Annotated in this window: 18 protein-coding genes; 11 read left to right on the top strand and 7 right to left on the bottom strand. The window is 74.6% G+C overall.

Going from position 1 to position 21,618, the window contains the following annotated elements; all coding sequences use genetic code 11:
- Positions 1 to 65: 65 nt before the first annotated feature.
- A complete protein-coding gene (locus AB0D10_RS03310; RefSeq protein WP_360250385.1) occupies positions 66 to 1,451 on the bottom strand; it encodes a PLP-dependent aminotransferase family protein in 1,386 nt (461 codons plus the stop codon).
- 195 nt (positions 1,452 to 1,646) lie between these two features.
- Between AB0D10_RS03310 and AB0D10_RS03305 the strand changes: the two genes are divergently transcribed.
- The 3 genes from AB0D10_RS03305 (at position 1,647) to AB0D10_RS03295 (ending at position 5,426) form a co-directional block, all read left to right on the top strand.
- Positions 1,647 to 2,309, top strand: a complete 663-nt coding sequence (locus AB0D10_RS03305; RefSeq protein WP_360250382.1) for a LysE family translocator — start codon at positions 1,647 to 1,649, stop codon at positions 2,307 to 2,309.
- Positions 2,310 to 2,575: 266 nt separating this feature from the next.
- The gene (locus AB0D10_RS03300) at positions 2,576 to 3,349 is read left to right on the top strand and encodes an SDR family oxidoreductase (RefSeq protein ID WP_360250379.1); all 774 of its coding nucleotides are present in this window, start codon (positions 2,576 to 2,578) and stop codon (positions 3,347 to 3,349) included.
- Positions 3,350 to 3,578: 229 nt separating this feature from the next.
- Positions 3,579 to 5,426, top strand: coding sequence for an ABC transporter ATP-binding protein (locus tag AB0D10_RS03295; protein ID WP_360250375.1), 1,848 nt, complete (start codon positions 3,579 to 3,581; stop codon positions 5,424 to 5,426).
- 137 nt (positions 5,427 to 5,563) lie between these two features.
- Here the strand turns inward: AB0D10_RS03295 and AB0D10_RS03290 are convergent, their stop codons facing one another.
- Entirely contained in the window at positions 5,564 to 6,232 is a 669-nt protein-coding gene (locus AB0D10_RS03290; RefSeq protein ID WP_360250372.1) for a lysophospholipid acyltransferase family protein, read from the bottom strand.
- 176 nt (positions 6,233 to 6,408) lie between these two features.
- Here AB0D10_RS03290 and AB0D10_RS03285 point away from each other — a divergent pair, with 176 nt between their 5' ends.
- Positions 6,409 to 6,621: an EF-hand domain-containing protein gene (locus AB0D10_RS03285; protein ID WP_360250369.1), complete on the top strand. Its 213-nt coding sequence runs from the start codon at positions 6,409 to 6,411 to the stop codon at positions 6,619 to 6,621.
- A 181-nt stretch (positions 6,622 to 6,802) separates the two neighbouring features.
- On the opposite strand, the gene AB0D10_RS03280 is transcribed toward AB0D10_RS03285, so the two are convergent.
- Entirely contained in the window at positions 6,803 to 9,007 is a 2,205-nt protein-coding gene (locus AB0D10_RS03280) for a bifunctional glycosyltransferase family 2 protein/CDP-glycerol:glycerophosphate glycerophosphotransferase (RefSeq protein WP_360250366.1), read from the bottom strand.
- A 1,007-nt stretch (positions 9,008 to 10,014) separates the two neighbouring features.
- Here AB0D10_RS03280 and AB0D10_RS03275 point away from each other — a divergent pair.
- On the top strand, positions 10,015 to 10,281 hold the full coding sequence (locus tag AB0D10_RS03275; RefSeq protein ID WP_360250363.1) for a hypothetical protein: 267 nt from the start codon (positions 10,015 to 10,017) through the stop codon (positions 10,279 to 10,281).
- Positions 10,282 to 10,510: 229 nt separating this feature from the next.
- Positions 10,511 to 10,957, top strand: coding sequence for a YjbQ family protein (locus AB0D10_RS03270; protein ID WP_360250360.1), 447 nt, complete (start codon positions 10,511 to 10,513; stop codon positions 10,955 to 10,957).
- A 114-nt stretch (positions 10,958 to 11,071) separates the two neighbouring features.
- Here the strand turns inward: AB0D10_RS03270 and AB0D10_RS03265 are convergent, their stop codons facing one another.
- Together AB0D10_RS03265 and AB0D10_RS03260 are read right to left on the bottom strand one after the other, a co-directional pair.
- Positions 11,072 to 11,623 (bottom strand): DUF1990 domain-containing protein, encoded by a 552-nt coding sequence (locus tag AB0D10_RS03265; protein ID WP_360250357.1) that lies wholly within the window; start codon positions 11,621 to 11,623, stop codon positions 11,072 to 11,074.
- 277 nt (positions 11,624 to 11,900) lie between these two features.
- Entirely contained in the window at positions 11,901 to 13,016 is a 1,116-nt protein-coding gene (locus AB0D10_RS03260) for an FAD-dependent monooxygenase (protein ID WP_360250354.1), read from the bottom strand.
- Positions 13,017 to 13,287: 271 nt separating this feature from the next.
- On the opposite strand from AB0D10_RS03260, the gene AB0D10_RS03255 reads away from it, so the two are divergent.
- Both AB0D10_RS03255 and AB0D10_RS03250 read left to right on the top strand, forming a co-directional pair.
- Positions 13,288 to 14,391 (top strand): TetR/AcrR family transcriptional regulator C-terminal domain-containing protein, encoded by a 1,104-nt coding sequence (locus AB0D10_RS03255; protein WP_360250674.1) that lies wholly within the window; start codon positions 13,288 to 13,290, stop codon positions 14,389 to 14,391.
- 9 nt (positions 14,392 to 14,400) lie between these two features.
- The gene (locus AB0D10_RS03250) at positions 14,401 to 14,619 is read left to right on the top strand and encodes a hypothetical protein (RefSeq protein ID WP_360250351.1); all 219 of its coding nucleotides are present in this window, start codon (positions 14,401 to 14,403) and stop codon (positions 14,617 to 14,619) included.
- 55 nt (positions 14,620 to 14,674) lie between these two features.
- Here the strand turns inward: AB0D10_RS03250 and AB0D10_RS03245 are convergent, their stop codons facing one another.
- Both AB0D10_RS03245 and AB0D10_RS03240 read right to left on the bottom strand, forming a co-directional pair.
- Complete coding sequence (locus AB0D10_RS03245) at positions 14,675 to 17,716, bottom strand: SMC family ATPase (protein WP_360250348.1); 3,042 nt, start codon at positions 17,714 to 17,716, stop codon at positions 14,675 to 14,677.
- Positions 17,713 to 18,882 carry an exonuclease SbcCD subunit D gene (locus AB0D10_RS03240; RefSeq protein WP_360250345.1) on the bottom strand — a complete coding sequence of 390 codons (1,170 nt, stop codon included), beginning with the start codon at positions 18,880 to 18,882 and terminating at the stop codon, positions 17,713 to 17,715. Before AB0D10_RS03240 ends, AB0D10_RS03245 begins: the two co-directional genes overlap by 4 nt.
- A gap of 273 nt (positions 18,883 to 19,155) precedes the next feature.
- Between AB0D10_RS03240 and AB0D10_RS03235 the strand changes: the two genes are divergently transcribed.
- The 3 genes from AB0D10_RS03235 to AB0D10_RS03225 all read left to right on the top strand — a co-directional run bounded on the left by AB0D10_RS03235 (position 19,156) and on the right by AB0D10_RS03225 (position 21,384).
- Entirely contained in the window at positions 19,156 to 20,319 is a 1,164-nt protein-coding gene (locus AB0D10_RS03235) for a hypothetical protein (RefSeq protein ID WP_360250342.1), read from the top strand.
- Between the two features lie 205 nt (positions 20,320 to 20,524).
- Entirely contained in the window at positions 20,525 to 20,746 is a 222-nt protein-coding gene (locus tag AB0D10_RS03230; protein WP_360250339.1) for a hypothetical protein, read from the top strand.
- Complete coding sequence (locus tag AB0D10_RS03225; protein WP_360250336.1) at positions 20,743 to 21,384, top strand: hypothetical protein; 642 nt, start codon at positions 20,743 to 20,745, stop codon at positions 21,382 to 21,384. Before AB0D10_RS03230 ends, AB0D10_RS03225 begins: the two co-directional genes overlap by 4 nt.
- Positions 21,385 to 21,618 lie beyond the last annotated feature (234 nt).

Genomic DNA, 21,618 nt, shown 5'->3' with positions numbered 1-21,618 from the left:
CAGGCGGCAGGCGGCAGGCGACAAGTGACAGATGACAGCTGACAGATTTCGAAAGCTGTCAGCTGTCATCTGCTATCTGTTCGCCGCCCGCCGTCGTCCGCTCCCTCGCCGTCGTCGACTCCCTCGCCCTCGCTCTCGCCCGCGATCCGTGCCAGCGTTTCAAGGGCTTGCGCCAGTACCGGCAGCGGCGGCGAGGCCAACCCGACCCGGACGGCGGACGGCGAGCGCCGCGGATCCACGGCGAACGCCGTCGCGGGCGTGACCGCGATCCCGGCGCGCGCCGCCGCCGCGACGAATGTCTCGGCCCGCCGGCCGCCCGGCAGTTCCCACCACAGGTAGTACGAACACGGGTCGGCCCGCAGTCCCTGCCCCGCCAGCACCTCGCGCGCCAGCCTCTGCCGGGCCGCCGCGTCGGCCCGCTTCGCCGCCTCGACGGCGACCAGCGTGCCGTCCCCGATCCAGCGCACCGCCGCCTCCAGCGCGAACCCGTTGGGCGTCCAGCCGCCCGACCGCAACGCGCCCGCCACCTGTTCGCGCAGCCCGGCCGGCACGGCCGCGAACCCGGTGGTCAGACCAGGTGCGAGCCGCTTGGAGAGACTGTCGACGAGGACGGTGCGCTCCGGTGCGAGCGCGGCCAGCGGGGTCGACCCGGGGCACAGGAAGGACCAGACGGCGTCCTCGACCACCGGCAGGTCGAGTCGCCGCAGCTCCTCCGCGAGGGCAACCGCCCGCTCGTGCGGCAGGCTCACGCCGAGCGGGTTCTGCAGCCGGGGCTGCACGTACACGGCGCGCAGTGGCGCCGCCCGGTGGGCGACGGCGACGGCGTCCGGCAGCAGTCCGTGGTCGTCCACCGCCAGTGGCACCAGCCTGATGCCCAGCCGTTCCGCCGTCGCCTTGACCACCGGATAGGTCAGCTCCTCGACCCCCAGCCGTTGCCCCGGCGGGACCAGCGCGGCGAGCGCCCCCGCGATGGCCTGCCGCCCGTTGCCCGCGAAGAGCAGGTCAGGGCCGCCGGCCGCCCGGGTGCCAGTCGGGAGCAGGTCCGCGAAGGCGTGCCGTGCCGCGTCCGTCCCGGCCGCGCCGACCGGCCGCAGCGCGTCGCCGAGCGCGTCCGCGCGCAGCAGGGGAGTCAGCCCGCCCGCCAGCAGCCGGGCCTGCCCGGGGACGACGGGGTAGTTGAGCTCCAGGTCCACCGGTGTGGCGGCCGGTTCGGCGAGCGCGACCCGCCCGCCGTCCGGGTCGTGCCCGGCCCGGACGAAGGTCCCGCGTCCGACCTCTCCGACGGTCAGGCCGCGGCGGCCCAGTTCCCGGTAGACCCGTCCCGCCGTCGAGGCGGCGATGCCCCGGCTGCGGGCGAAGGCGCGCTGGGTGGGCAGTTGCCGGCCGGGCCGCAGCCGCCCGGCGGCGATGTCGGCGGCGACCTGGTCGGCGATCTGGCGGTAGTCGTCCATCGGCGTCGATCCCTCCGTCTCCTGCGTGTCCGGGTATGCCTTGCGCGCCCCGCGCCCGGCATCCCGCGTCCTGCACCCCCGCGCCCTGCACCCCGCGTCCGGCGCCCCGCATCACACACGACGCGCCCCGCCATCATTGCACCGAGCACAAAGTCGTCATTGCGCCGAGCTGATCGCCCGGCCTAGCCTCCTCGCATGGACACGTTGACAACCGCTGTGGACGGTCACGCCGTGCTCGGGATCGCCGCCGTGGCACTGGGCATGGTGTTGTCGCCGGGGCCGAACATGATCTACCTGGTGTCGCGCTCGATCGCGCAGGGCCGCCGTGCCGGGCTGATCTCGCTGCTGGGGGTCGCGACCGGTTTCCTGGTCTACCTCGTCGCGGTGACGGCGGGGGTGGCCGCGGTGTTCTCGGTGGTGCCGGCCCTCTACACCGCGATCAAGCTGGCCGGTGCCGGCTATCTGCTCTGGCTGGCCTGGAAGGCGGTCAAGCCGGGAGGCACGGCGGTGTTCGCCCCGCAGGAACTGCCGCCGGACCCTCCGCGCCGCCTGTTCGCGATGGGGTTCCTGACCTGCCTGCTCAACCCGAAGATCGCCATCATGTACATCTCGCTGCTGCCCCAGTTCGTGGTGCCGGAGCGCGGTCACGTGGCGCTGCAGAGCCTGCTGCTGGGGCTGATCCAGATCGTGATCGCGATCACCGTCAACGGACTGATCGCGATGAGCGCGGGCGGCATCGCCTCCTTCCTCAACCGTCGTCCGGCCTGGCTGCGCGTCCAGCGCTACGTGATGGGCACCGTCCTCGCCGGGCTGGCCGTGCACATCGCCGCCGACCGCGCCAAAGCGGTCGCTGCCTGAGGAGCGGAGCGGCCGCTCCCAAAGCCAGAGCGGTCGCTGGCCAAGGCCGGCTTCGGCCGACGTCGCGCTGCGTGACGTCGAAACCGATTCGGTCCGGAACTGAGTAAGCGTCAGATGTGCCTCCTCGTCTGGATTTCACCGCCAGGTCCGGCGGTGCCCCCGTCCGACACTACGAGCACGATCGAGTACCTGTATCCGCAGCGTCCTGAACTGGGGCGTTGCACTCGGTGTGGGCTCGACAGCGGCGAGTGGGTACGGTCGGGGGCATGACCACAGCCTTGATCACCGGCGCGACCGCCGGCATCGGAGCCGCGTTCGCCCGCCGGCTCGCCCGCAGCGGCTACCAGCTCGTCCTGGTGGCGCGGGACACCGAGCGCCTGGAACGCGCCGCCGCCGACCTGCACGGCAAGTTCGGCGTCGAGGCGGAGGTGCTGACCGCGGACCTCGCGACCGACGACGGCATCGGGGCCGTCGAGGCCCGGCTGGCCGACCCCGCCCGTCCGGTGGACCTCCTGATCAACAACGCCGGGTTCGGCAACAAGGGCGCGTTCGGAACCGTCCCGCTGCAGGACGAGCTGGACATGCTGAAGGTGCACGTCGAGGCGATCCTGCGGCTGACGACGGCCGCACTGCCCGGCATGCGCGAGCGCCGCCGGGGTGCGATCGTGAATGTCGCCTCGGTGGCGGCCTTCCTGCCGCGCGGGACGTACGGGGCGAGCAAGGCCTGGGTGGTCAGCTTCACCCAGGGCGTGCTGCGCGACCTGGGCGGCACGGGCGTGCGGATGATGGCGCTGTGCCCGGGTTTCACCCGGACCGAGTTCCACGAGCGGGCGGGCATGGGCACGGGCAACATCCCGGCCTGGTCCTGGCTCTCCGTCGACCGGGTCGTGGACGAGGCGATGCGCGACCTGGCCCGCGGCCGGTCGGTGTCCGTGCCGAGCAAGCGGTACAAGGTCGCGGTCGCGATCGCCCGGCTGCTGCCGCCGGGCGGGCTGGGCGGGCTCTCCTCGAAGGCGGCGCGCACCTACCGGACGAACTGAGGCTCGCGGCGGCGGGCGGCGGGCGGCGGGCGGCGGGCGGGCGGCGGCGTATGGCGGGCGGGGCTGCGGGGCTGCGGGGCTGCGGGGTCGCTGGGCGGCGGGGAATAGGGTAACCCTCACTATTAGCTTGCCTAACTATGAGCTACGCTCGCTATGCTGGCGTTCATCCGACCGCCGTGCCACCCGTCGTCGCGCCCCCGGCGCGCGTCCCGACCCTGGAGGCCCGCCTTTGAGGCCCGCCGTCAACTGGACCCCGCCCGCCCGCGCCGAGGGCGAGCCCCGCCCGCCCGCACAGTGGCGGCGCATCCTCGCGCTCTTCCGCCCGTACCGGGGCCGCCTGACCACCGTCGGGCTGCTGGTCGCCGCCTCCGCCGTGGTCTCGGTGGTCTCGCCGTTCCTGCTGAAGGCCGTCCTGGACACCGCCATCCCGCAGGGCCGCACCGGGCTGCTCAGCCTGCTCGCACTCGGGATGATCCTCACCGCCGTGGTGAACAGCGTCTTCAACGTCCTGCAGACGCTGGTCTCCACCACCGTCGGCCAGCGCGTGATGCACGACCTGCGCACCGCCGTCTACGGGCACCTGCAGCGGCAGTCGCTGGCGTTCTTCACCCGCACCCGCACCGGCGAGGTGCAGTCCCGGATCGCCAACGACATCGGGGGCATGCAGTCCACGGTGACCTCCACCGCGACCAGCCTGGTGTCCAACCTCACCGCGGTGGTCGCCTCCGTCGTCGCCATGCTCGCCCTGGACTGGCGACTCACCGTCGTCTCCCTGTTCCTGCTCCCGCTGTTCGTCTGGATCAGCCGCAGGGTCGGCAGGGAACGCAAGAAGATCACCACCGAGCGGCAGAAGCAGCTGGCCGTGATGAGCTCGGCGGTCCAGGAGTCGCTGTCGGTCAGCGGCATCCTGCTCGGCCGCACGATGGGCCGCTCCGACTCACTGGCCCGCGACTTCACCGAGCAGTCCGACCGGCTCGCCGACCTGGAGGTCCGGGCCGGCATGGCCGGGCGCTGGCGGATGAACACCATCCAGATCGTGATGGCCGCGATGCCCGCGCTGATCTACTGGGCGGCCGGCCTGACCTCCGCCGCCGGCGCCCCGATCGTGTCGGTCGGCACCCTGGTCGCCTTCGTCACCCTCCAGCAGGGCCTCTTCCGCCCCACCGTGAGCCTGCTGTCCACCGGCGTCGACGTGCAGACCTCGCTCGCGCTCTTCCAACGCATCTTCGAGTACCTCGACCTCCCGGTGGAGATCGCCGAGCCGGCCGCGCCGGTCACGCTGGCCGAGCCGCGCGGCGAGGTCCGCTTCGAGCGCGTCGACTTCCGCTACGACCCGGCCCAGGAGCGTCCGACCCTCTCCGGCCTCGACCTCACGGTCCCGGCCGGGAGCTCACTGGCCGTGGTCGGCGAGACCGGCTCGGGCAAGACCACCCTCAGCTACCTCGTCCCGCGGCTGTACGACGTCACCGGCGGCCGGGTCACCCTGGACGGCGTCGACGTCCGCGAGCTCTCCTTCGACACCCTGGCCCGCTCGGTCGGCGTGGTCTCCCAGGAGACCTACCTCTTCCACGCCTCGGTCGCCGAGAACCTGCGCTTCGCCAAGCCGGGCGCCACCGACGCCGAACTGGTCGAGGCCGCCCGGGCCGCACAGGTCCACGACACCATCGCTGCCCTGCCGGACGGCTACGACACCATGGTCGGCGAACGCGGCTACCGCTTCTCCGGCGGTGAGAAGCAGCGCCTCGCGCTTGCCCGGACGATCCTGCGCAACCCGCCGGTGCTCATCCTCGACGAGGCCACCAGCGCGCTCGACAACCGCACCGAGCGCGCCGTCCAGCAGGCCGTGGACGCCCTGTCCGCCGGCCGCACCACCATCACCATCGCGCACCGGCTCTCCACCGTCCGCGCCGCCGACCAGATCGCCGTCCTGGACCACGGCGAGGTGGTCGAACTGGGCACCCACGACGAGCTGGTGGCGCTGGACGGCCGGTACGCGGCCCTGCTGCGCCGGGAAGTACCGGAAGCGGCCGCGCTGCCGGAGGCCGTCCTGCCGGAGGCCGCCCTCGACCGGGTGTGAAGCCCGGCCCGGGTGCGAACCCCAGCCCGGGTGCGAACCCCACCCCGGTGTGAAGCCTTCGAGCGGATGTGGGCCCGTGCACGGCCGTGAACCCGTGCCCGGGCGTGGACCCCTCGGACAGGGGCGACCCCAGGCGGTCAGGCCGCCTTCGGCACCTCGTTGTAGGTCTCCGCGACCTCCTGGCCGGAGAGTCGCTGGATCGCCGCCATCACCTCGTCGGTCACCTGCCGACGGGCCTTCAGCGAGCGGGCCTGCCCGTGCAGCTCGTCGAAGTGCAGCGGCTCGCCGAAGCGGACCGTCACCTTCTCCAGTCGCGGCACCCGCTTGCCCACCGGCAGGATCTGCTCCGGCCCCTCCAGCGCCACCGGTACCACCGGCACGCCCGCGGTCAGCGCGAGCCAGGCGACGCCCGTCTTGCCCCGGTAGAGGCGGCCGTCCAGCGAGCGGGTGCCCTCGGGGTAGATGCCGAAGGCCTTGCCGTCCTCCAGGATCTCCAGCGCCGACTCCAGCGAGGCCTGAGCGGAACGGTAGGTGCCGCGCTCGACGGGCACCGCGCCGATCGCCTCGAAGAAGCCCTTGGAGAGCTTGCCCTTGAGCCCGGGGCCGGTGAAGTACTCGGCCTTGGCGAGGAAGTGGACCCGGCGCGGCGAGGTCAGCGGGATCACCACGCTGTCGATGAAGGACAGGTGGTTGCTGGCCAGGATGACCCCGCCCTTGCGCGGTACGTTCTCGACCCCCTCGATGACCGGGCGCCAGATTCCCCGCGAAACCGGTTTCAGCACCAGCTTGGTGACGAGGTCGAGCACGATTCCCTCCCTGGACGAACGACCGCCCGGGAGGTGCCCGGGCCCGCAATCAGATCCGCAGACTACGACACCCACCCCCGCGCCCGTCCACTCCCGCCGACCGTGGTGCACACCACGGACAGGTAGGGTACGGCCGTCCGAACCGAGCAACACCCCGCAGTACCCAGGAGGGCACGATGGAGACCACCGAGGCGATCAAGGCCTTTTTCGACCGCTTCGACAAGGACGGCGACGGCAAGATCACCCCGGCCGAGTACGCGCTCGCCGCGAACGAGATGGGCGACCACGACGTCACCCTCTCGATGGCCGAGGCCCTGATCCACAGCATGGACACCAACCACGACGGCGTCCTGACCTTCGACGAGTTCCTGGCCGCGCGCCGGCGCTGAGCCCGCGTGCCGACGGGGCCGGTCGCCGTACCGGCGGCACCGGCCCCGCCCGGCGGACCCGCCGTCCCCCGTGCCCCGGGCCGCCCCGTCGCTTCTCCGCGCCAGGGCCGCTCCGCCGTCCCCCGTGCCGCCCCGTCGCGTCCCGTGTGCCCCGGGCCGCCCAGTGACGTCCCGTGGGGCCCTACCGCCCGTCGGTCACCGGGAACACCCGGCGCACCACCCGGTCCGCCGCGCCGCCGTCGTCCCAGACGCAGAACTTCGCCCGGAACCGCGCCCGCGCCCCCGGTGCCGGATCGCCCGCCAGCAGTGCCCGCACCAGTTCCCCCGCAGTCTCCGTGACCGCTCCCGGCGGCTCCGCGAACAGGTCGAAGTAGACGCCGCGCTCCCGCTGGTACTCCTCCCAGTCCGGGGCGAAGACCACCACCGGCCGGTCCAGCACCGCGTAGTCGAACATCATCGACGAGTAGTCCGTCACCAGCACGTCCGCTGCGAGGTAGAGGTCCTCGACGGTCGGGTGCGCCGAGACGTCCACGATCCGTGCCGCGTCCCCGTCGGCCGCCAGATCGCCCGGTCCGCCGGTGTGGAAGTAGTGCGTGCGCACCAGCAGCGTGAAGTCCGGGCCCAGCCGCCCGGCCAGCTCGGCCACGTCCAGCAGGGGCACGTAGCCGCCCTTGCCGCCGCGGTGGGTCGGCGCGTACAGCACGGCCCTGGTGCCCGGCCGCAGCCCCAGTCGCTCGCGCACCGCGCGCACCTCGTCCGGGGACGCGTCGGCCAGCCGGTCGTTGCGCGGGTAGCCGGTGTCGAGCATCTCGTACCGGCCGGGGAAGGCGCGGGCGAAGTGCTCGCTGGTGTGCGGGTTCGGGGAGACCAGGAAGTCCCAGCGGTCGACGGCCTCCTGGAGCAGGTCGAAGTCCATCCCCTCCGCCGCCTCGGGGCGGTCGCGCAGGTCCATGCCCATGGTCTTGAGCGGGGTGCCGTGCTGGGTCTGGACGTGCACCGAGCCGGGCCGCTTGACCATCGTGCGCGGGAAGTTGACGTTGTTGACGAAGTACTTGGCGGTCGCCATCACCTTGAGGTAGGCGGGGGTGTTGACGATCACGTACGGCACCCCGGGCGGCAGCGTGCCGGCCTGCCGGCGGTTCTCCACCACCCACACGCCCCGGATCCGCGGCGTGAGTTCCTTCGCCTTCTCGTAGATCGCCGCCGGACTGCAGGCGTAGCCCCGGTGCCAGTACGCGGCGTAGACCGCCAGGTTCTCGTCGAGCGGCAACCGGCGGAAGGCGTTGTACGCGGTGAACCGGGCGCCGCTGCGCACCCCCTTCTTCACCGCGGGCGCCACCGCCCGTGCCCCGCGCTTGAGTTCGCGCGGAAGCCGGCCGGTGCGGCGCAGCTCGGCGTACGCGATCCGGGCGCCGCGGGCGGCCAGCCGGTACTGCACGCCGCGCACCCCGCCGGGGTAGCGGTAGCCGACCGGGCGGTGCCGGTCGAAGTGCCGGGCGATCTGCTGGAAGAAGTCCCGGCGCAGGTCGGCGGGGACCAGCCCGGGGGAGTCGTAGACGTTGAGCGCCTGGCGGACGGTCCGGTCGAAGACCAGCGTGCGCAGCGACTCCGGGACGGGTCTGCCGGGGCGGTCCGGGCGGTCCAGGAAGGCGAAGATCGCGTCGTACTGCGCGAAGACGTCGGCGTGCTTGGGGGAATATGTGGCGGTGATCGCACCGTCCCGTCCGCGCCGGTAGTTGTAGCAGGCCCGGTCGACGTAGCGCAGCCGCTCGGCGGCCAGCAGCGCCGGGTAGGTGACCGAGATGTCCTCGTAGTAGCCGCGGCCGAAGGAGACGCCGAGGCTGTCCAGGAACTCGCGCCGGAACACCTTGTTCCACACCGACATCACGGTCTGGAACAGTGCCGGGTGCTCGGCCAGCGTGCTGCCCTCGACCAGCGGGGAGCCGGTCAGCACGTGGCGCCAGGGGTTGGACTCCGTCCCGCCGTCCGGGTAGACGTGGGTGAAGTCGGTGATCAGCACGTCGGCGGGGGTCTCGCGGCGGCGCTCCTGCGCCAGCTCGTCGAGGACCACGCTGACGGTCCGCTCGGGCAGCCAGTCGTCGCTGTCCAGGAACCAGACGTACTCGCCACGGGCCTGCGGCAGGGCGGCGGTGCGGGCGCCGCCGAGGCCCTGGTTCTCGGTGAGGTGCATCACCCGCAGCCGGGGGTCGCGGACCGCGTAGGCGTCCAGGATCGCGCCGGAGCCGTCGGGGGAGAGGTCGTCGACCGCGATGACCTCGAAGCGGGACTCCAGGGCGGGGGTGTCGCCGAGGATCGAGTCGAGGCAGCGCGGCAGGTACCGCTCCACGCCGTGGACCGGGAGCACGATGCTGAGGAGGAGGGACACGCTGGCCGAGTCTACCGATCCACCGGGCGCGACCAGCGCGGACGTCCGGTGCGAGCGGTCTCGCCGGGGACGGGCGGGATTTCGCCGGCGGGATCCGCGGCGGACCGACCCGGAACCGCCGGTGCCGGGCCCCTCGCGGGGCGGCACCGGCAGTCAGGTGGCGGTCCGGCCGACCCTCGACGGCCGACCGCCGGTCCGGGCACCGCGCGAGCCTGGCCACCGCAGCGTCGAGGCGGCCGGGCAGTGGCTCGCGGGAGCCGGAGTTCTTCATCAATCGAACACGCGCCTGGGTGCGGTGCGGGCACAGCGCGTGCAATCAGATATTGCTTGGAGGTGGGGCGGGAGTCAATCCCTCGAATGTGTTCACTTCATGAAAGCAAGCGGGCGGGGGGTGAGGGGGGTCGAATCGGCGGGGGTCGGTGGCGTCCGGTAACGAGAGGTGGCGATGGGTGACGAGGGGTGGCGATCCGGGGCTCGCGGGTCACGTCGGGGCGGGTGGAGGTCGACGGTCGGCTCGCGGCGTCGGGTTGCGAAGCGGCGACGGTAACCGCCTCGGCGTCGGCTCGGGAACCGGCGACGGTGTCGCCTCGGAGCCGGCTCGGCGTCGGCTCGGGAACCGGTGTCGACGCGGGGTCGGAGGCGTCCCGAAGATCACTTTGTCGATCTGGCGGCTGTCCCCTATATGGGGAGTCCGTCTGCGGAGGTCGCGGGGGTGTGCGCGGGCGCTCCGGCCGACGCCGTGCCGGGTGCCGCCGCAGCGCCCCACGTGCGCCGGGCGCGGACGGCGCGGACGGTTACCCGGTCCGCACTTCCGGGCACTGCTGACGGATGGCCGGTCGTGCACCATCATTGATGCCTAGTCGTGATCGGCCGGGTGGCCCCTGGTGCATCGTCAGTTGGCGCCGCACGGTACGGTGGCACAACACCAAGGACGGTTGCGCGAAGGCCGTCTGTCACGGATAGTCTTCGCCTCACGGCCCTGGCGCCTCGTAGGGGTGGGAAAACTGATGGAACACATGCAAGTGCGGACTCGGCCCCGTGTGCCGGCGATCCAGTGCGGTGTCGGCACGACCGGCCGCCGGATCGAACGACACCTGGCCGTGCTCGGCGCGCCCGCGCTCCCGGCGGTGGACACCGCCGAGGCGCTCGGGCTGATAAGGGAACTGACGCCTCGCGGCGCCGGGGCCCCGACGACCCGTCGTCGCCACACCAGGATCTCGCTGCTGACGCCGCTGCGTCGACTGCGTCGGAGCCTCTTCGGCGGGCGCGGCTAGGGGTTCGTCCCCAGCCGTCGTCGGTCGTCGTCCCGCCCTGGTCGGGAACAGACCCGGTGGACCGTCCGGTCCGCCGGGTCATTGGCGTGTCCGGACGGCCCGTCGCTCCGGGGCGTCCCGAAGCCCGCGCTGTGGTCTGAACCTTTCACCTTATGCGAGTTTGCCTCCCTGGCAAGGCGAGTCGGCGAGGCAGTAGGCCCGACCCCCTGACCTGGGCCAGGATGGCGCCATGGCGGACAACAACCACTCCACCCCGACCGGCCGGTTCCAGACCACCACCTTCGAGATCACCACGGGCAGCCGCGAAGTCGCGGTCGACATCACCGACCGCTGCGCGGCGTTCCTGGACGAGCGGGCCACCGGGCGCGACGGCCTGCTCAACGTCTTCGTGCCGCACGCGACCGCCGGGATCGCCGTCCTGGAGACCGGCTCCGGCAGCGACGACGACTTCCTTGCCACCCTGCGCGACCTGCTCCCGGCCGACGACCGCTGGCGCCACCGGCACGGCAGCCCCGGACACGGCCGGGACCACGTGGTGCCCGGCCTCGTCGCCCCGCACGCGACGCTGCCGGTGCTCGGCGGCCAACTCGCGCTCGGCGTCTGGCAGTCCGTGGTGCTCGTCGACACCAACGGGGACAATCCGCGCCGTACCGTCCGGCTGTCCTTCCTGGGCTGATCCGGGTCGGCGTCGGGCTGGGGCTGATTCGGGTCGGCGTCGGGCTGGGTCGGCGTCGGGTCGGTCCCGGCGGCTGCAGGGTGCAGGCTGCCGGACGCGGATACCGGATACCGGCTACCGGCCGACGTGGGCGGCCACCGCCGCCAGGTAGCGCTCGATCGCCAGGTGCTGGCAGAGCAGCGCGACCGGGCGGCCCAGGCGTGCGTACCAGGCGGACAGCCGGGAGAACGCGGTGACTTCGAACCACACCTCGCCGTCGGCGTCCATCGACACCAGGAACGCCTCCTCGCCGCACTCGGGGTGGCCGGGGAGCGTTCCGTAGGCGAACCCGACCCGGTCCGGCTCGTCCATCGTCCACACGACCCGGCAGGGGATCACCAGCCGTGGCCACCGGCTGCCCGGCAGACTCAGCCGCAACAGCACCGTGTCGCCGTCCCGGGCCGGGCCGCCGGGGTGGACGGCGAAACCGGTGCCCGTCTGGCTGCCCCAGTCGCGCACGTACCGCCCGGCCCGCTGCAGCACCTCCGGCCCGCGCCCGAGGTGCACCCGGCGCCGCAGGTGCGCGTAGCCGTCCGGCAACCGCCCGCCCCTGGTCGCCCCCACCTCGGCGTACGAGGGTGCGGTGGCGCGGGCGGCAAGCAGGCGGCGGTGGAGGTCGGTGGCCATGCCGGCCACGGTAGCCGCCGCCCGGGACCGCCCGGTCGGCGGGCTGTCAGGGGCTGTCGGGGACTGCCAGGGGCTGCCGGGGGCTGCCGGGGGCTGCGGGCCCGCGGGGCGCCGGAGGCCGACTGGCGGGGCTCGGCGAACAACGTTCAGCGAACAGAGTTCAGATGACAGAGTTCAGCGAACGTCTTCTGACATCTGTTTGTCGTGCCCCTGTCCGTGCCTGGCTGTCGGGGCCGCTTGCCCGCCGCCCGCGTCGCCCGCCGCTCGTCCGCGCCGGTCAGCCGTCGAGCGAGATCGCGCTCTTGGCCCGCTCCACCGACTCCTCGGCGGCCGGCCCGCCCGGATTCTCGGTCGCCAGGGCCTGGTTGAGCTCGACGAACGGGCGCAGCCGTTCCTCGTACGAGGCGAAGGCGGCCCGGTGGTCGCCGTCGGAGCGGGCGAGGGCGTCGGCGAGGACGTGGGCGCCGACGAGGGCGAGGCTGGTGCCCTGGCCCGACAGCGGGGAGGCGCAGTAGCCCGCGTCCCCGAGCAGGACGACCCGGCCGTGCGACCAGCGGTCCATTCGGATCCGGGTCATCGTGTCGCAGTAGAAGTCGGGTGCCTCGGCCAGTGCCTTCAGCAGCCTCGGGGTCTCCCAGCGCAGTGCCGCCATCCGCTCGGCGACGACCGCCTTCTGCGATTCCGGACCGCGTCGGCCGTGCGGCAGCGGCTCGCCGCCGAAGCCGAAGGTGATCCGCAGCTCGGTGTTGTCCCGCACCGGGTAGACGCCGTAGCCGGCCTCGCCGTCGCGCAGCCACAGCTGCCAGTCCTCCAGGCCGAGGAAGTTGTCCGAGCTGAAGATCGCCAGGTGCATGCCGAGGTGGTGGGCGAAGTGCTCCTCGGGTCCGAAGGTCAGCCGGCGCACGGCGGAGTGCAGGCCGTCGGCACCCACGACCAGGTCGTACCGGTGGGGTGCGGCGTGCTCGAAGTGGGCCCGGACGCCGTCCTCGTCCTGGTCGAGTGCCGTGACGCCGTCGCCGAACAGGAACCGGGTGTTCCCCTCGGCGATTGCCCGCTCGTGCAGGATCCGGACGAGGTCGTCGCGGAGCAGCTCGATGTCGTCGCTGTCGAGCCGCCCGCTGCTGATCGTGCTCTCGGTGGAGCGGTGGACCTCCCGGCCGTCGCCGTCCAGGACGGACATGCCCCGCATCCGGGTCCGGTGGGCGCGGGCCTGTGCCAGCACGCCCAGCCGCCCGGCCACTTCCAGTGCAGCGCCCCGGATGTCGACGGCCTGTCCGCCGCCGCGCAGTGCGGGGGCGTGCTCGACCACCGTGGGGGCGAAGCCCCGGCGGCTCAGCAGTGCGGCGAGCGCGGTGCCGGCGATGCCGCCGCCGGAGATGAGCACGGTCTTCATGGGTCGCTCCTCGCTGTCCGTCCGCGCGCGGTGTCGCGCGCCGGTCCGTACGTTGTACGCGGCGCTGAATGTACGGCGTACATGCAGGCCTGCCAAGTGCGGTTTTCCCGCTTCTGAACTAGTGCAGCCGGGGACTTCGGGGAAGCTCTCCTGGTAGCGTCTGAGCTAGTACAGTTCCGGGCGTCGCAGAAGGAGATCCGTGTCACACGAGGGAGTCGGAGCCGGCCGCACGCATGCCACCCCCGGGACCGCCGTTCCCGGACCTGTCACCATCCCCGGATCCGCCACCCCCGGGTCCGCGCCGCCGTACCGGCGCATCGCCGACGAGATCGCCGCGCGGATCGCCGAGGGTGCCCTCGCGCCGGGCGATCGGGTGCCCTCGACCCGGCGGATCGCCCGCGAGTGGCACGTCGCGTTGGCCACGGCCACCAAGGTGCTCACCACGCTGCGGCTGGAGGGGCTGGTCGAGACCCGGCCCCGGGTGGGCACCGTGGTGGCAGCCGCCCCCGCCCCCGCCCCTTCCCCTGACCCTGCGCCCGCCACCGCTGCGCGGCCCGGCACCGCGGTGGGTGTACGCGTTCCGACGCCCGCCGAACCGTCCACTCCCGGGCCGTCCGTCGAACTCACCGCGGAGCGGATCGTCCGGGCCGCCATGGAGATCGCCGACCGCGAGGGGCTCGCCGCACTCTCCATGCGCAGCGTCGCGGCCCGGCTCGGTGTCGCCGCGATGTCTCCCTACCGGTACGTCCCGAGCAAGGACGACCTGGTGCTGCTGATGGCGGATGCCGCGTTCGGGGAGGAGTCGTACCCGGCCGGGCCGCCGGGGGACTGGCGGGCGCGGCTGGAACTCGGCGCGCACATGCTGTGGCGGATCTACCGGCGCCATCCGTGGCTCGCCCAGGTCGGCGCGCTCACCCGCCCGCTGATGCTTCCCGCCCTGCTGGACCACGCCGAGTGGGCGCTCTCCGCACTCGACGGCCACGGCCTCGACGCCGCGACGATGCTCGACCTGCACGTCCTGCTCTACAGCTACGTCCAGGGGATCGCCGTCCACCTGGAGCGGGAGGCGCAGGCCGAGGCGAGCACCGGTCTCAGCGAGGACCAGTGGATGGACCGTCAGGGCCCGGCCCTCACGGCGATCGTCACCGGCGAGCGCCACCCCGTGTTCGCGCGGACGACCGGCAGCCTCGGCGACGGCTACGACCTGGACCTGGACGCGCTCTTCGCCTTCGGGCTGAAGCCGCTGCTGGACGGGGTCGCCACCATGATCGAGTCGGCCGGGAGCGGGAGCGGGAGCGGGAGCGGGGCCGGGAACGGTGCCGCCGCCGGGGCCACCACCGGGGCCGTCTTGCGGCGGGGCGGAGCGTCGGAGTAGGAAGGCAGCATGAGCGACAACGCGACGAACGAGCCCACGGTGGTCTGCGAACTCGCCCCCGACGGCAGCGCCGAGGCGGCGCTGCGGCACGACCCGGCGGCGTCCGGGCCCCGCGCCGACTGCGTGCTGTGCGGCGAGCCGACCGAGCTGTCCGCCGACCAGCCGGGCAGCACGCTCTGCCCGGTGTGCGCCTGGCAGCAGGCGCAGCGGATCGCCTGCTCGGGCTGACACCGCCCCGGTCGGGCCGCCCGTGGTCGAGCCGCCCCCGGTCGAGGCACGCGCGTTACGCGTCCTCCCGCCCGGCCAGCGCCAGCGTCGAGCCGCGCCGCCCCTTGCGGACCAGCAGCTGGGCCGGGATGCGGCTGCGCAGATCGGCGACGTGGCTGACGATGCCGACCGCGCGGTCCCGTTCGCGCAGGCCGTCGAGGACGTCCATCACCTCCTCCAGCGACTGCTCGTCGAGCGTGCCGAAGCCCTCGTCGATGAACAGGGTGTCCAGCGGCATGCCGCCCGCCTCGTCGGTCACCACGTCGGCCAGGCCCAGGGCGAGGGAGAGCGAGGCGAAGAAGCTCTCGCCGCCGGACAGGGTCGCGGTGTCCCGCTCGGTGCCCGTCCAGGCGTCCACCACCCGCAGGGCCAGGCCCGAGCGCCTGGTGCCGGTGCCCCGGTCGTCGCTGTGCACCAGGGTGTAGCGCCCGCCGGACATCCGGACCAGCCGGTCGCTGGCCGCCGCCGCGACCTGCTCCAGCCGGGCCGCCAGCACGTACGACTCCAGGCGCATCCGCAGCCGGTTCTCGGCGGAGGTGCCGGCGGCCAGCGTGGCGAGCCGGTTGATCCGCCCGTACCGGTCCAGCGCCGGGGCCAGCTCGGCGGCGAGCCCGGCCAGCTGCCGCCCGATCTCGGCCAGTGCACCGCAGCGTTCGCGGGCCGCGGCCTGAGCGGCGTGCGCCTGTCCGAGCCGGTCGGTCGCGGCGCGGAGCGCGGCCCCGGCGGCGGGCAGGTCGACCGGCGGACGGGTCGCGGCCTCGGCCAGCTCCGGGAGGTCCAGTTCGTGCCGGACGGCGGCGGTCTCGGCGCGGTGCCGCTCCAGCCGGTCCTCCAGCCGGTCGCGTTCCTCGCGCGGCAGCAGCACCGCCAGCGCGGCCGCGGCGTCCGGGAAACCCGCCGCGGCGGCGGTCCTGCCCAGTTCGCCCTCGGCTTCGTCGAGTCGGCCCGCCGCCTCGGTGTGGGCCCGTGCGGCCGTCGCCGCGGCGGCGACCTGCTCGGCGAGCCGGGTGAGGGCCGCGGCCCGCTCGGCGACCGAGGCCGCCTCGCCCCGGGCGGCCGCCACCCGGGCGGTCAGTGCCTCCTGCTCGGTGCCGAGCTTCAGCAGCCGGTCGGTGAGGACGGCGGCGCGCTCCCTGGCCTCGTGCAGTTCGTCGCCCCGGCGGGTGCGGTCCCGCGACAGCCGGGCGATCTCCTGCTCGACCCGGCCGAGCGCCTCCGCCGTGTGCCGGGCCCCGCGGTGCTCGTGCTCCAGCTCGGTGAGGGCCCGTGCGAGCGCCTCGGCGCCGTCCGGCCCGGCCGCGCCGGCGGCCGCGGCCTCGCGCACCCGCAGGGCGGTGAGCGCCTGGTCGGCCTCCGTCCAGGCCTGGTCGGCGACGGCCTGGGCGCGGCGGGCCCGCTCCTCGTCCTCGGCGCCGACCCGGCTGCCGGGCGCCGCCTCGGCGGGGGCCGGGTGCTCGGGCGAGCCGCAGACCCGGCAGGCCTCGCCGGTCAGCAGCTGTTCGGCCAGTTCGGCGGCCATGCCTGCCAGCCGCCGGTCCCGCAGGTCCAGCCCGTGCTCGCGGGCGTCCAGCGCGGCGGCGCGCAGTCCGACGACCCGCGGTTCGGCCGCCGCGATCTCGGCGCGCAGGCCGTCGCGCTCCCGCGCCGCGTCCAGGCGGGTGGTCAACTCGGCGCGCTGACCGTCCAGTTGCTCGACCCTGGCGGTCGCGGCCCGGGCCCGGGAATGTTCCTCCTCCAGGCGGTGCAGCTCGCCCTCGAACTCGGCCAGCCAGTCCTCGGCCTCCTCGGCCAGCGCCTCGGCGGAGGTCCGGTCCGCCGTCAGGGAGCGCTGCTCCCGGGCGAGTTCGGCGCAGCTCCGCTCCTCCGTGCGGGCCGCCTCCAGCCGGACCACCTCGGCCCGCAGCCGCAGCTCGGCCTCGGCCAGCTCGGCCGCGTCGGCCCCGTGGAGCCGCCGGCCCTCCTCGCCCGGCGCGGCGGCCAACGCCTCGCGGTGCCGGAGCTCCGCCGTCCGCGCGCGCCGGAGTGCCTCGGTCGCGCCCTCCCGCAGCCGCAGCGCGGACTCCACCCCGACGGCCCCCTGCGCGGCGGCCAGCCGCTGCCGGTCCCGCGCCGCGGCGGGCTCGAAACCGGCCAGCCGCTCGGCCTCGGCCAGCGCCGCGCGGTACCGGCGCTGCCGCCCGGCCAGCTCCTCGGCCTCCTCGCGGTGCCGCTGGGACGCACCGTGCGCGTCCCCGGCGCCCGCGAGCGCCGACTCCGCGACGGCGAGCTGCTCGGCCGCGCCGCTGCGCAGGACCGCGGCCCAGCCGAGCACCCCGGCGGTCAGCCCGGCGGAGGCGTCCTCGGCCGGGACCCAGCCCTCGGCGGGCTCGGCGTCCGGGCCGGCCGCCTGCTCGGCCTTGCTGGCGAGGTCGCGCAGTCGGCGCCGACCCGCCTGGACCGCAGCCTCCTGGGTGCGCCGCTGCTCGGCCAGCCAGTCCTCGACGAGCCGGTACCGCTCGGTGTCGAACAGCCGCCGCAGCAGCTTGCCGCGCTCCTCCGAGTCGGCCTTGAGGAAGCGGGCGAAGTCGCCCTGCGGCAGCAGCACCACCTGGCAGAACTGCTCCCGGTTCATGCCGATCAGCCGGAGGACCTCCTCTCCGACCTCCTGGTGCGACTTGCTGAGCCCCCGCCAGCCCGGCGAGCCGTCGCCGGAGTCGGCGACCCATTCGCGCAGCAGGGTCTGCGCCCGCTCGACCGTCGTCCCGCTGCCCACCTTCTTCGGCCGGCGCTGCTCCGGCAGGCGGGTGATCTGCAGCCGCCGCCCGCCGAGGGTCAGCTCCAGCCGGACCTCGGTCAGCCGTGCCGGGTCGGCGTGGTCGCTGCGCAGCCGCGCGGCCCGGCGGGCGCCCGGCGTCTCCCCGTACAGGGCGAAGCAGACCGCGTCCAGCACGCTGCTCTTGCCGGCACCCGTCGGGCCGCGCAGCAGGAACAGCCCGCCGGCGGCGAGCGCGTCGAAGTCGACCGTCTCGGAGCCCGCGAACGGGCCGAAGGCGGTGACGGTGAGCCGGTGCAGCCTCATCGGGGCAGGTCCGCCTTCCGGTCGGTGGTCTCCCGGACGCGCTCGAAGCCCTCGCGCAGCCAGCCGAGCTCGTCCGGCTCCGGCTCGGCGCCGGGGCGGACGTGCCGCAGGAAGCCCTCGGCGATCTCCAGGTCGTCCCGGCCGCTCACCCGCGCGGCGTACGACGAGGAGGGCTCCGCGTCGGACTCCTCGGGGTCGAAGAGCAGCTGCAGGGTGTGCGGGAAGCGGCGGCGCAGCTTCTCCATCGGCTCGCCCGGCCGGGCGGCGTCGGTGAGCGTGGCCTGCACCCAGGACTGCTCGTGCTCGGTGTACGCCTCGTCGGTGAGCAGGGCCTGGAGAGTGTCGCGCAGGGTGGCCAGGGGGCGCGGCTCGGGGCAGGGGACGCGCTCGGCGGCCACCGAGCCGTCGGCCGCGAGGTCGACCAGCCACGTGCTCTTGCGCTGACGCACCTCGGAGAAGGAGTAGGCGAGCGGGGAGCCGCTGTAGCGCAGGTGCGGGGCGAGCGTCTGGCAGCCGTGCAGGTGGCCGAGCGCGACGTAGTGCACCCCGTCGAAGACCGAGGCGGGCACGGCGGCGACGCCGCCGACCGCGATGTCCCGCTCGCTGTCGCTCGGTGCTCCGCCGGTGACGAAGGCGTGCGCCAGCACCACCGCGCGGGTGCCGGCCGGGCGCGCCGCCAGGTCGGCCCGGACCTCCGCCATGGCGGCCCCGAGCACCGCGGCGTGCCCGCCCTTCGACAGCCCGAACCGCTCGCGCACCAGCGTCGGCTCCAGGTACGGCAGGCCGTACACCGCGACCGGCCCGTGCTCGTCCGCCAGCACCACCGGGCTGGCGCACTCGCCGGGATCCGTCCGCAGGTGGATCCCCGCACGGCCGATCAGGCCCGCCCCGACCCCGAGGCGGCGGGCCGAGTCGTGATTGCCGCTGATGAACACCGTCGGCACGCCGAGGTCCGCCAGCCGGTGCAGGACGTCGTCGAACATCGCGACCGCCTCCAGCCCCGGCAGGGCCCGGTCGTACACGTCCCCGGCGACGAGCACGGCGTCCACGCGCTCGGCCCGGACCACGTCCACCAGGTGGTCCAGGAAGGCCCGTTGGGCGTCGTGCAGGCTCTCCCGGTGGAACGAACGCCCGAGGTGCCAGTCGGAGGTATGCAGCAGTCGCATGGTCCCCGACCCTAACGCGCGGCACTGACAATCCCGCCCGGATCCGCGGAGGCATGCGTCTCACCCGTACCGGGGGGCCGGAGGGCCGCCGACCGGTCCGCCGTCGTGCCGGGGACCCGTCCGACCGGCCGCCCGGGGGGCGTTCCCGACCCGGCGTTCGATTACCCGGGGTGCATTGTCAGTGGCTCTGTGTATGTTCCTCGACGTCGGCGGCCCGTCGTCCGGGGCGGCCGGCGCCGTCGGGTGTCGGACGAGCGAGAAGCAGGAGGAGCCATGGCTGCGGTGCGGGAGCTGGTGTGCGGGGTGGTGCGCGAGGTGGTGTGCGCTGCGGGCGCGCGGACGTCGCGGGGGCGCCGACGGGTGCTGGTGCTGGCCGGCGGCAAGCGGGGGAGCGGGGTCGGCGGGGCGCCGGGCGGCGGGCCCGGCGGGGCCGCGCCGCCCGGGGGCGGGCGGCCGCCCGGCGGGCGCACGGGAGGGGGTGGTGCGCGGGCACGGCGCGGCGGGCCGGCCCGGGGCGCGCCGCCGCAGCCGGTCGCGGTGGCGCTGGCCGTCGCGGCCGGGGACTTCGCCGGGCTCGCGCGGTACGGGCTGTTCGGCGGGCTCGGCCACCAGGAGTACCTGCGGCGGGCGGAGGAGCAGCTGACGGCCCTGCACCGGCAGGGCCTGGAGGTGCACCTGCGGGTCCTGGAGGCGAACGACTTCGAGGACTACTGCGAGGCGCTCGGCCTCGACCCGCGGATGCCCGCGGCCCGGGTCGCCTACGCCGGCGATCCCGAGTTGGCCGGGGAGCCGTTCGTCTACGCGGGGGAGCGGCTGGTCGAGCTGCTGCCCGTGCTGATGGACGACCACCGGGCGCGGGTGCGGATGTCCGTGGCCTGCGTGGCCCTGCTGGACGCGATCGGGGACGACCCGGCCGGGCAGCGCCGGATGGCGGCGGTGATGCGGTACGTGACGTCGGTCTACCTGGCCCTGGCCGAGGGGGCCGGGGAGGGCTGCCACCTGCTCACGTTGCGCTGCCACGGTCCCGAGGACGGCGAGGAGCTCACCTCGGCGGTGGACGTGTGCGTGGAGGAGGGGCAGCTGTACCCCGCGGGGCGGGACACCGAGGCGTTCTGCGTCACGCTGGCGGCGGGCGTGGCCTCCGGCGGGGCGGGGGCGCTGCTGCTGCACGGCGATCCGTCGTCGGGCGGCCGGGCCGGCGCGCAGCTCGGCGGGCCGGAGGGCGGTCCGGACGGGGACGCGTCGGTCCGGCCGCCGGTGCGCGGGTGGGCGCTGGTCGACGGGCGGTTGCGGCCGATGACCGCGCACGAGGTGTTCGACGAGCTCGCCGACGACGCCGCGCGCGGGCTGCCGTTCCCGCCGGGCGTCGACCCGCGGCCCGGGTTTCCGCTGCCCCCCTTCCCGGGGCCCCGGGAAGGGGGGCAGCCGCTGGGATGATCACGGCGTCCACCGCCTCCGCATCCACCATGCGGCGCTGGGGACTGTTCATCGACCGCCTGTTCGGGGAAGATTCGGAGAAGATCAACAGCAGGAGCGCGCGGTACCCCACGCCGCCGCTCCGGCCGCTCAGCTCCGTACCGCGCCCCGCAGGTCCTCTCCGCGCACCGCCGGTCCGGCGAGCCCGACAGCGAGAGGGGGACGCATGAGCGAGCGGAGCGAGCCCGGTGCCGGGGGGTGCGCGCAGGCGGACGCCACGGTCGAGGCCTGCGCGGGCTTCTCCGCCGATGCCCCCGCCGGACCGACCGGCGCCTTCACGTGGGCGACCGGCGGTTCCTCCCGGTCGACCGGCGCCTCCTCCCAGCCGACCGGCGGTTCCACCGGCCCGGTCGAAGGCCCCGCCGAGCGCCGCGAGGCGAGAGCATGAGTCCGATCGAGTACAGCGCGGAGATCGCCGACCTGCTCGGGAAGGTACGGCGGCGTCCGACGGCGGGCTGGCCGTGGCGGCCGGGCGAGCAGGTGCCGGACGGGCTGCCGGTCAAGCAGTCCTGGGGGTGGCTGTTCGCCCCGGACGGGCGGGTACTGACCCTGGTGAACCCCAGGGACGGGATCTGCTCGCTGCCCGGCGGCTCGCTGGAGCCGGAGGACGCCGGCGACCCTGCGGCGGCCCTGGCCAGGGAGGCCGCCGAGGAGGCGCAGGCGGCGATCGGCCGGCCGTACTACCTCGGCTACCTCTACGACCGGGTCGGTTCGGCGAACGGCGGGCACGAGTGCGCGCGCGTCCGGATGGCGGCGGTGCTGCGGGCGGTCGGGCCGAGCGCGGCCGACCCGGCCTCGGGCCGGCACTACCGGCGGCTGCTGGTCGCGCCGGGGCTCGCCGTCGAGCTGCTGGGCTGGGGCGCGCCAGGGCTGCGCCAGGCCCGGGCGGCGGTCGCCACCGCCGTCCGCTGGCTCGGCGTGCCCGCCGCCGCGAACGAGGCGATCGAGGAACTGCCGGTCGAGGGCTGCACGGTCTCGCCGGGCACCGTGTACCCGGGCGGCGGTCACTCGGGCGCGCGGGGCTGACCGGACCGGGTCCGGGAGGCGACCGGCCGCTCCCGAGTCCTCGGTGATGCCGATGTCCTGACGGTTCGTGTCCTCCGCGTGCTCCGCGCGTTCAGTGTTCCGTGCGCTCTGCGTCTTCCGGGTGCCCGGGGTGCCCGGGGTGCCCCGGGTGTTCCGGGTGTTCCGGGTGTTCCGGGTGTTCCGCGCATTCCCGGTGTTCCGTGCGTTCCATGCGTTCTGTGTGTTCTGTGCGTT

The sequence above is a fragment of the Kitasatospora sp. NPDC048545 genome, from assembly GCF_040651155.1.
In the GTDB taxonomy this organism is placed as follows: domain Bacteria; phylum Actinomycetota; class Actinomycetes; order Streptomycetales; family Streptomycetaceae; genus Kitasatospora.
Note: the sequence above shows the minus strand (reverse complement) of the source record. Positions and strands in the feature narration are given on the sequence as shown.

Coding starts and splice junctions, on each gene's coding strand:
- AB0D10_RS03310 (WP_360250385.1), bottom strand. CDS start 1,451: ATGGACGACTACCGCCAGATCGCCGACCAGGTCGCCGCCGACATCGCC.
- AB0D10_RS03225 (WP_360250336.1), top strand. CDS start 20,743: ATGAGTCCGATCGAGTACAGCGCGGAGATCGCCGACCTGCTCGGGAAG.
- AB0D10_RS03245 (WP_360250348.1), bottom strand. CDS start 17,716: ATGAGGCTGCACCGGCTCACCGTCACCGCCTTCGGCCCGTTCGCGGGC.
- AB0D10_RS03250 (WP_360250351.1), top strand. CDS start 14,401: ATGAGCGACAACGCGACGAACGAGCCCACGGTGGTCTGCGAACTCGCC.
- AB0D10_RS03285 (WP_360250369.1), top strand. CDS start 6,409: ATGGAGACCACCGAGGCGATCAAGGCCTTTTTCGACCGCTTCGACAAG.
- AB0D10_RS03235 (WP_360250342.1), top strand. CDS start 19,156: ATGGCTGCGGTGCGGGAGCTGGTGTGCGGGGTGGTGCGCGAGGTGGTG.
- AB0D10_RS03270 (WP_360250360.1), top strand. CDS start 10,511: ATGGCGGACAACAACCACTCCACCCCGACCGGCCGGTTCCAGACCACC.
- AB0D10_RS03300 (WP_360250379.1), top strand. CDS start 2,576: ATGACCACAGCCTTGATCACCGGCGCGACCGCCGGCATCGGAGCCGCG.
- AB0D10_RS03240 (WP_360250345.1), bottom strand. CDS start 18,882: ATGCGACTGCTGCATACCTCCGACTGGCACCTCGGGCGTTCGTTCCAC.
- AB0D10_RS03305 (WP_360250382.1), top strand. CDS start 1,647: ATGGACACGTTGACAACCGCTGTGGACGGTCACGCCGTGCTCGGGATC.
- AB0D10_RS03265 (WP_360250357.1), bottom strand. CDS start 11,623: ATGGCCACCGACCTCCACCGCCGCCTGCTTGCCGCCCGCGCCACCGCA.
- AB0D10_RS03275 (WP_360250363.1), top strand. CDS start 10,015: ATGGAACACATGCAAGTGCGGACTCGGCCCCGTGTGCCGGCGATCCAG.
- AB0D10_RS03260 (WP_360250354.1), bottom strand. CDS start 13,016: ATGAAGACCGTGCTCATCTCCGGCGGCGGCATCGCCGGCACCGCGCTC.
- AB0D10_RS03230 (WP_360250339.1), top strand. CDS start 20,525: ATGAGCGAGCGGAGCGAGCCCGGTGCCGGGGGGTGCGCGCAGGCGGAC.